5 protein-coding genes, 1 tRNA gene and 2 pseudogenes are annotated in these 7530 nt (G+C 60.8%); 3 read left to right on the top strand and 5 right to left on the bottom strand.

All coding sequences use genetic code 11. The annotated features are described in order from the left end of the window. Positions 1 to 22: 22 nt before the first annotated feature. The 3 genes and pseudogenes from EOA86_RS14400 to EOA86_RS40260 form a co-directional block, all read right to left on the bottom strand. Positions 23 to 661 (bottom strand): response regulator transcription factor, encoded by a 639-nt coding sequence (locus tag EOA86_RS14400; RefSeq protein ID WP_127211409.1) that lies wholly within the window; start codon positions 659 to 661, stop codon positions 23 to 25. A 434-nt stretch (positions 662 to 1095) separates the two neighbouring features. Then, a tRNA-Gln gene (locus tag EOA86_RS14405) sits at positions 1096 to 1170 on the bottom strand. A 152-nt stretch (positions 1171 to 1322) separates the two neighbouring features. After that, positions 1323 to 1448 (bottom strand): annotated as a pseudogene (locus tag EOA86_RS40260) (VOC family protein); the annotation flags it as partial. A 214-nt stretch (positions 1449 to 1662) separates the two neighbouring features. Here EOA86_RS40260 and ppdK point away from each other — a divergent pair. Beyond that, positions 1663 to 4341: a pyruvate, phosphate dikinase gene (gene ppdK / locus EOA86_RS14410; RefSeq protein WP_128342243.1), complete on the top strand. Its 2679-nt coding sequence runs from the start codon at positions 1663 to 1665 to the stop codon at positions 4339 to 4341. A gap of 68 nt (positions 4342 to 4409) precedes the next feature. Here the strand turns inward: ppdK and EOA86_RS14415 are convergent, their stop codons facing one another. Both EOA86_RS14415 and EOA86_RS14420 read right to left on the bottom strand, forming a co-directional pair. Continuing rightward, positions 4410 to 4799 carry a DUF427 domain-containing protein gene (locus tag EOA86_RS14415; protein ID WP_095518324.1) on the bottom strand — a complete coding sequence of 130 codons (390 nt, stop codon included), beginning with the start codon at positions 4797 to 4799 and terminating at the stop codon, positions 4410 to 4412. 237 nt (positions 4800 to 5036) lie between these two features. After that, complete coding sequence (locus tag EOA86_RS14420) at positions 5037 to 5393, bottom strand: hypothetical protein (protein WP_065006315.1); 357 nt, start codon at positions 5391 to 5393, stop codon at positions 5037 to 5039. Between the two features lie 177 nt (positions 5394 to 5570). On the opposite strand from EOA86_RS14420, the gene EOA86_RS14425 reads away from it, so the two are divergent. Both EOA86_RS14425 and EOA86_RS14430 read left to right on the top strand, forming a co-directional pair. Next, positions 5571 to 7199: a fatty-acid--CoA ligase gene (locus tag EOA86_RS14425; RefSeq protein ID WP_128342245.1), complete on the top strand. Its 1629-nt coding sequence runs from the start codon at positions 5571 to 5573 to the stop codon at positions 7197 to 7199. A 78-nt stretch (positions 7200 to 7277) separates the two neighbouring features. Continuing rightward, positions 7278 to 7530 (top strand): annotated as a pseudogene (locus tag EOA86_RS14430) (DUF1499 domain-containing protein); the annotation flags it as partial.

Below are 7530 nucleotides of genomic sequence, written 5' to 3' on the forward strand. Positions count from 1 at the left end.
GTCCCAGCTACCCGGCGGGTAGTCAATCCGGCTTGCGCCGACGCTCCCTGGCGTAAAGGGCAACGGCCATGGCGCGGTTGCGCACCTCGAGCTTGTCGTAGACATTCTTGAGGTGGTATTTCACCGTGTTCTCGGAAATTCCGGTGCGGCTTGCGATCTGCGTGTTCGACCAACCATTGGAGAGCATGCCGAGCAGTTCCATCTCCCGCGACGTGAGCTGCCGGGACGGCATATTGGAGACCCTCGACAGTGCCGCATAGGGGACGCAGACCCTGCCTTTCATCACCGCGGTCAAGGTCGCGAAGAGGATTTCAGGATCCTCGAATTGGTAGCAAAGGCCATTGACGCCGAAGCGGATCGTCTCGTTGACGACGGTGGAGTTGTTGGTGTCGGCGAAGAGCACGATCCTCAGATCAAGACCGAGACGACCGAGATCGGCGAGCACGTCAGGCGCCTCGGCATCATCGAGCTGCCAACTCAGCAGAACGCAATCGACCTCGACAAAGCCGAGCTTCTCGCAGAGCTCAGCCGAGGTGCGCGCGGTATCGGCGATGGAGAAACGGGTACTTTCGGCAAACAGTCCTCGCAGGGCAGCAATGACGAGAGGGTTGCGTTCCGCTATCAGAACGCGCCATCTGTCCTGCAGCACCGATGAAACCAAGCGTCCTCTCCCGTCAACGCGAGCCCGTTATGCATGTGGAGGGTAGCATTCGAGTTTGGGCTCGGGTCACCGCGAAGCGACAGAACATATTCAAATCGCTCGTTGGGCAAGTTGAGCTTGTAGACGAGTTGGCGATTTTATACCGACTGCCCCTGCATCGACGCGAGATTCGAACGCCACGGTCAGGCGGAAGAATCATACATGGATGACGGCATTCGGCTCCTGGAGCTGACACGCAACACGAGCCAGTTGTTCCTTCTGCAGCCCGCGCACGAGGAGAAACGGCTTCTGAAATTGGTACTGTCGAACTGCGAATGGCATCGAGGCGAGATTCGCGCCGCCTTCAGGCAACCTTTTAATTTGCTTGCCGAAACTGTGGCGGTCGCAGCGACGGAAGGAGCCGAACGACCGAGTTATCCACAGGGCATCCAGTTTGGCTGGGGCGCCAGGATTCGAACCTGGGATTGTCGGTACCAAAAACCGATGCCTTACCACTTGGCTACGCCCCAACAGTCGGAACATGCCCGCTGCGCGCGGCCTTATAGGACGAGCCGACGGAAAGCTCAATGCCGAGAATGGCAAGTGCGCGGAACTGATCCATCAGTTCCCGCAGATTGGAGTCGCATATGATCGTGTGCGGTCGGGCGATGGCGTCTATTCCCCAAACAGCGATTTCATTGCCGGCCGGATCGACGAAATGGAACCGCCTGCCGGGAAATGAGAAGATCGGTTTGAGGATCGTGCCGCCGGCATATTCGACGGCGCCCAGCGTTTCGAGTTCTCCGGTCAGGTCATATGGCGTTACCCAAGTTCCGATTTTGTTCTATTCAAACGGCCGCCAAGCCGCGAGTCTTTTTGCCACAGCTTTTGCTTAATCGATTGTAGAAAGCCGGCCGGCTTTGCCGACGCTTGCCTTTCGCACTGCAGCATCATATCGCTCGGGACACGGCGAAATTTCGGCTTCGCCAATCTTTTCAATCTCCTGAAACCGGAGAGCAAGCATGACCAAATGGGTCTACACCTTTGGCGACGGCGCTGCGGAAGGCCGTGCCGGCGATAGGAACCTCCTGGGCGGCAAGGGCGCCAATCTGGCCGAAATGTGCAGCCTGGGTCTGCCCGTGCCGCCGGGGTTCACCATCACCACCGAGGTCTGCAACGCCTACTACGCCAACGGCCGCACCTACCCGGCCTCGCTGGAGGCGGACGTCGCGGTTGCGCTTGATCACATCGGCCGCCTGACCGGGCGCCGTTTCGGCGATCCCTCGAAACTGCTTTTGGTGTCGGTGCGTTCCGGTGCCCGCGCTTCGATGCCCGGCATGATGGACACCGTGCTCAACCTCGGTCTGAACGACGAGACGGTCGAGGCGCTCGCCGCCGATTCGGGCGATGCGCGCTTTGCCTATGACAGCTACCGGCGTTTCATTCAGATGTATTCCGACGTCGTCATGGGCCTCGACCATGAGGTGTTCGAAGAAATCCTCGAAGACCAGAAGGGCGGGCTCGGCCACGAACTCGATACCGAACTGACGGCCATCGAATGGCAGGGCGTGATCGCACTCTACAAGGCCAAGGTCGAGGAGGAACTCGGCAAGCCGTTTCCGCAAGATCCGCACGAGCAGCTCTGGGGGGCGATCGGCGCCGTGTTTTCGAGCTGGATGAACAACCGCGCCATCACCTATCGGCGCCTGCACGACATTCCCGAAAGCTGGGGCACTGCGGTCAACGTCCAGGCCATGGTCTTCGGCAATATGGGCGAGACCTCGGCCACCGGCGTCGCCTTCACCCGCAATCCTTCCACCGGCGAAAAGATGCTCTATGGCGAGTTCCTGGTGAATGCGCAGGGCGAGGATGTCGTTGCCGGCATCCGCACGCCGCAAAACATCACCGAGGCGGCGCGCATTGCCGCCGGCTCCGACAAGCCGTCGCTGCAGAAGCTGATGCCGGAAGCCTTCCAGTCTTTCGTCACCATCTCCGACCGTCTTGAAAAGCACTACCGCGACATGCAGGATCTCGAATTCACCATTGAGCGCGGCAAATTGTGGATGCTGCAGACGAGGTCCGGCAAGCGTACCGCCAAGGCGGCGCTCAAAATCGCCGTCGATATGGCGCGCGACAAGCTCATCTCAAAGGAGGAGGCCGTCGCCCGCATCGATCCGGCCTCGCTCGACCAGTTGCTGCATCCGACCATCGATCCGAAGGCGGCGCGCGATGTGATCGGCATCGGGCTGCCCGCGTCTCCGGGTGCAGCCACCGGCGAGATCGTCTTTTCCTCCAACGACGCCGAGGAGCTTAAGACGCAAGGCCGCAAGGCGATCCTCGTGCGCATCGAGACCAGTCCCGAGGACATCCACGGTATGCATGCGGCGGAAGGCATCCTGACCACGCGTGGCGGCATGACCAGCCACGCCGCTGTGGTGGCGCGCGGCATGGGCAAGCCTTGTGTGTCGGGCGCGGGCTCGCTGCGCGTCGACTACAGAGCCGGCACGCTGATGGCGATGGGGTCGACGTTCCGCAAGGGCGACATCATTACCATCGATGGCGGTAACGGCCAGGTGCTGAAGGGCGCCGTACCGATGCTGCAGCCGGAACTCTCGGGCGATTTCGCCGCCATCATGGAATGGGCCGATGCCGTGCGTCGCATGAAGGTGCGCACCAACGCCGAGACGCCGCTCGACGCGCGCATGGCGCGTTCCTTCGGCGCCGAAGGCATCGGACTTTGCCGCACCGAGCACATGTTCTTCGAGGGCGACCGTATCGTTGCCATGCGCGAGATGATCCTGGCCGACACGGAAAAGGGCCGGCGAACGGCGCTCGCAAAACTCTTGCCCATGCAGCGCTCGGATTTCCTCGAATTGTTCGAGATCATGGCCGGCCTGCCGGTGACGATCCGCTTGCTTGATCCGCCGCTGCACGAATTCCTGCCCAAGACCGAGGAAGAGGTGGCCGAAGTCGCTGCTGCCATGAAGGTGTCGCCCGACAAGCTCAGGCAGCGCACCGAAGCCCTGCACGAATTCAACCCGATGCTTGGCCATCGCGGCTGCCGGCTTGCGGTTTCCTATCCCGAAATCGCAGAGATGCAGGCGCGCGCCATTTTCGAGGCCGCCGTCGAGGCCGGCAGGAAGGCCGGCGCGCTGGTGGTTCCGGAAATCATGGTGCCGCTGGTCGGTCTGGTGAAGGAGCTCGACTATGTCAAGGCGCGGATCGACGCCGTCGCCAAGAGCGTAATGGAGGAGACCGGCGTCAAGATCGATTATCTTACCGGCACGATGATCGAGCTGCCGCGCGCCGCGCTCCGCGCCCATGTCATTGCCGAGGCGGCCGAATTCTTCTCTTTCGGCACTAACGATCTGACCCAGACCACCTTCGGCATCTCACGCGACGATTCGGCCTCATTCCTGGAGACCTATCGCCAGAAGGGCATCATCGAGCAGGATCCGTTCGTGTCGCTCGACATTGAGGGCGTCGGCGAACTGGTGCGGATGGCAGCCGAAAAAGGCAGGGCGACGCGGCCGGAGATCAAGCTCGGCATTTGCGGCGAACATGGCGGCGATCCGGCATCGATCCATTTCTGCGAGGAGGTCGGCCTCGATTACGTGTCGTGCTCGCCCTACCGCGTGCCTATCGCCAGGCTGGCTGCCGCGCAGGCGGCGGTACAGGCTGCAAAGAACGGTCGCGGGTAAAGGGCACGACGCTGGCCGTGACCGCTCCACCGGATGATCGGTAAGGACAGGCCTCGAGCCGTCCCCGCTCAGGCTGGTTTGGCTTCGATCGTCACCTTGTTGGGATAGAACGCGCCGTGATCGCGGATTTCGATCATCTCGTCGAAAGGCTGCTCATAGGCCCACATCGCATCCTTGCCTGCTTCCGCGGCAGGCAGCACGCTCCAATAGCTCGCATCGCCCTTGTATGGGCAATGAGTCGACAATTCCGTCTTGCGAAGCTGGTCGAAATCGATGTCTTCGAATGGAATGTAGAGGACCCGGGGGTAGGGGGATTCGGTCAACACCTTGGCCCTCTTAGACGAGGCGATGACCGCGTCGCCGGCGCGTACGGTCACAGTTCCGATGTAGGGCTCGACAGTGATCACTTTACCCGGGTTGCGTTGAAAGCCGGGTGACGGATTGGCGATCTGGTCCATGACGGGTTCTCCTTGCACGACCTAATGCATGTCGCTCAAAAGTGCGCAGCGGTTTTGGGATAACGACATGCATAGAAATAAGGACTTAAAGTGCGTCGCGTGAAGTCCTTTGACGCGACGCACTTTAAGGTGTGTCGGGCGTGCGCGCCGCGCAAGGCCGACGTCGAATACGGGACTCAAAAACCATCGCCCTCGGCGCTGGCAGATCTCTCGTCAAACGGCCTTGCCGTTGACCGATCAGGCGGCAGCCTGAAACGCATCCAACAGCCCGGCATAGGCGGCGGCGATACCGGCAACCGGATTGGTGCTTCTCGACGCGGTTTCGACCTTGAGTGAACCACCGCCGGTCGGCAAGGTAAGAAGCAGGAACTGGCGGTTGCCGCCATCGCCGACGCAAGCCGCGGCGACGTGCTGGCCTTCGCCTTCGTTCTGAACGCACATCTTGAACAGCAGCGTGCCGCCGACCGCCTCAAGTGCGCCGCCGACAACTTCGACGAATTCGTCTTCGGAAACGGTTTTGGCGTCCGGCACCAGATCGGCCAGGCTTTCGGCGAGCGTATCTTCGAGAGTTTTGTCGTCGAGCTGCGCGTCCATGCGAACCTCTTTCATTCGCCAATCGCACCCCTGCCCAATTAATCAAAGTTAACGACGATGGCCGGATTGTGGCGGTTTTCCCTGTCTTTTCGACCAATGCGCTGCTTCTGCCCGGTCATGGCTGGACAATATGCTTGTTCGTCCCACAATGGAACGAAAAACCAATGGGAGGAAAGAATGCTCGGACTGATGCAGGAATGGCCGCTGCTTTGCCACAAGCTCATCGACAACGCAGCCAGGCAGCACGGCGAACGCGAGATCGTGTCGCGCTCGATCGAGGGCCCTATCGTCCGGACCACTTACGCCGAAATTCATCGCCGCGCCCTGCGGGTCGCTGAGCGGCTCGAGCGTGATGGCTTTGGACTTGGCGACCGCATCGCCACTTTGGCCTGGAATACGGCGCGCCACATCGAAGCCTGGTACGGCATCATGGGTGTCGGCGCGATCTATCACACGCTCAATCCGCGCCTGTTTCCCGAGCAGATCGTCTGGATCATGAACAATGCCGAAGATAAGGCGATCTTCGTCGATCTGACATTCATGCCGCTGCTTGAAAAGATCGCCGGCGCGGTCAAATCGCTGAAGCAGGTGATCGTGCTGACCGACAAGGCGCACATACCGCAAACGGTGCTGCCGAACGTCGTTGCCTATGAGGAATGGCTTGGCGAAGCCGACGGCGCCTTCACCTGGAAGACGTTCGATGAAAACACCGCGGCCGGCATGTGCTACACCTCGGGCACGACAGGCGATCCGAAAGGCGTCCTCTACAGCCATCGCTCGAACGTGCTGCACGCAATGATCGCCGCGATGCCCGACGCGATGGGGCTCTCTTCGCGCGACACAATACTGCCGGTCGTGCCAATGTTCCACGCCAACGCCTGGGGCCTTGGCCAGAGCGCGCCGATGATCGGCGCCAAGCTGGTCATGCCTGGCTGCAAGATGGACGGCGCCTCGATCTACGAGTTGCTCGACACCGAAAAGGTGACGTTCAGCGCCGCCGTGCCGACAGTGTGGCTGATGCTGCTCCAGCATCTGGAGGAGACCGGCAAGGAACTTCCCTATCTGAAGAAGGTCGTCATCGGCGGCTCGTCCTGCCCGCGTGCGATCACAACGAAGTTCCAGGACAATTACGATGTTGAGGTCATCCATGCATGGGGCATGACCGAAATGTCTCCGCTCGGCACGCTGTGTACCATGAAGCCGGACTATGCCGGGCTTGAGGGCGAAGCCCGGCTCGACGTCCAGAGCAAGCAGGGCTATCCGCCCTTCGGCGTCGAAATGAAGGTGACCGACGACGACAACAACGCGCTGCCATGGGACGGCAAGACATTCGGACGCTTGAAGGTCCGCGGACCGGCTGTCGCGCGTGCCTATTATGGCGGCATCGGATCCGAACAGTTCGATGAAGAAGGCTGGTTCGATACCGGTGATGTCGCCCATATCGACCCAAGTGGCTACATGCAGATCACCGATCGTGCCAAGGACGTCATCAAGTCGGGCGGCGAATGGATTTCGACCATCGAGCTCGAGAATCTCGCAGTCGGTCATCCGGATGTGGCGGAGGCGGCCGCCATCGGCATCCAACATTCGAAATGGGGCGAACGGCCGTTGCTCGTCGTCGTCCGTAAGCCGGGCCGGGAGCCGACCAAGATGGATATCCTCGCTTTCATGGATGGCAAGGTGGCGAAGTGGTGGATGCCGGATGACGTCGCCTTTGTCGACGAAATTCCCCACACCGCCACAGGCAAGATCCAGAAGACCACCTTGCGCCGGCAATTCAGGGACTATCGCCTGCCGACGGATTAACTGAGATGCTGTCTTTCTCCTTCCAGCCGCCGCTAAACGGCGCTAAACGCTCGTTCGGGTGGAGCAGTGCAGAAAACAATGGAAATTCCCGGGCGACAGACGTCGAAGGCGGCCGGCTGGTCGCGGCGGACAGGCGCTTTTTCGGCGGTCCTGCTCCTGACCGTTCTCCTCGGCCACCGATATGAGCTTGTTGAAACGCCGGCCTTCCTTTGGGTGCTCGGTATTGTCGCGCTGCTTGCCGCCTTTGCGCTGTTGTTCGCCGGATTTGCCTTTTCGAGACTGTGGAATTTCGGCGACCGTGGCGGTCGCGATCTCACCGTCGGCACGGTGC

Origin of the sequence: Mesorhizobium sp. M5C.F.Ca.IN.020.32.2.1, from assembly GCF_004023105.1 — a bacterium.
GTDB classification, from domain to species: Bacteria; Pseudomonadota; Alphaproteobacteria; order Rhizobiales; family Rhizobiaceae; genus Mesorhizobium; species Mesorhizobium wenxiniae.

Excerpts from the sequence above, each read along its gene's own strand:
- ppdK (WP_128342243.1), top strand. The coding sequence starts at position 1,663 with ATGACCAAATGGGTCTACACCTTTGGCGACGGCGCTGCGGAAGGCCGT.
- EOA86_RS14415 (WP_095518324.1), bottom strand. The coding sequence starts at position 4,799 with ATGGACCAGATCGCCAATCCGTCACCCGGCTTTCAACGCAACCCGGGT.
- EOA86_RS14420 (WP_065006315.1), bottom strand. The coding sequence starts at position 5,393 with ATGGACGCGCAGCTCGACGACAAAACTCTCGAAGATACGCTCGCCGAA.
- EOA86_RS14425 (WP_128342245.1), top strand. The coding sequence starts at position 5,571 with ATGCTCGGACTGATGCAGGAATGGCCGCTGCTTTGCCACAAGCTCATC.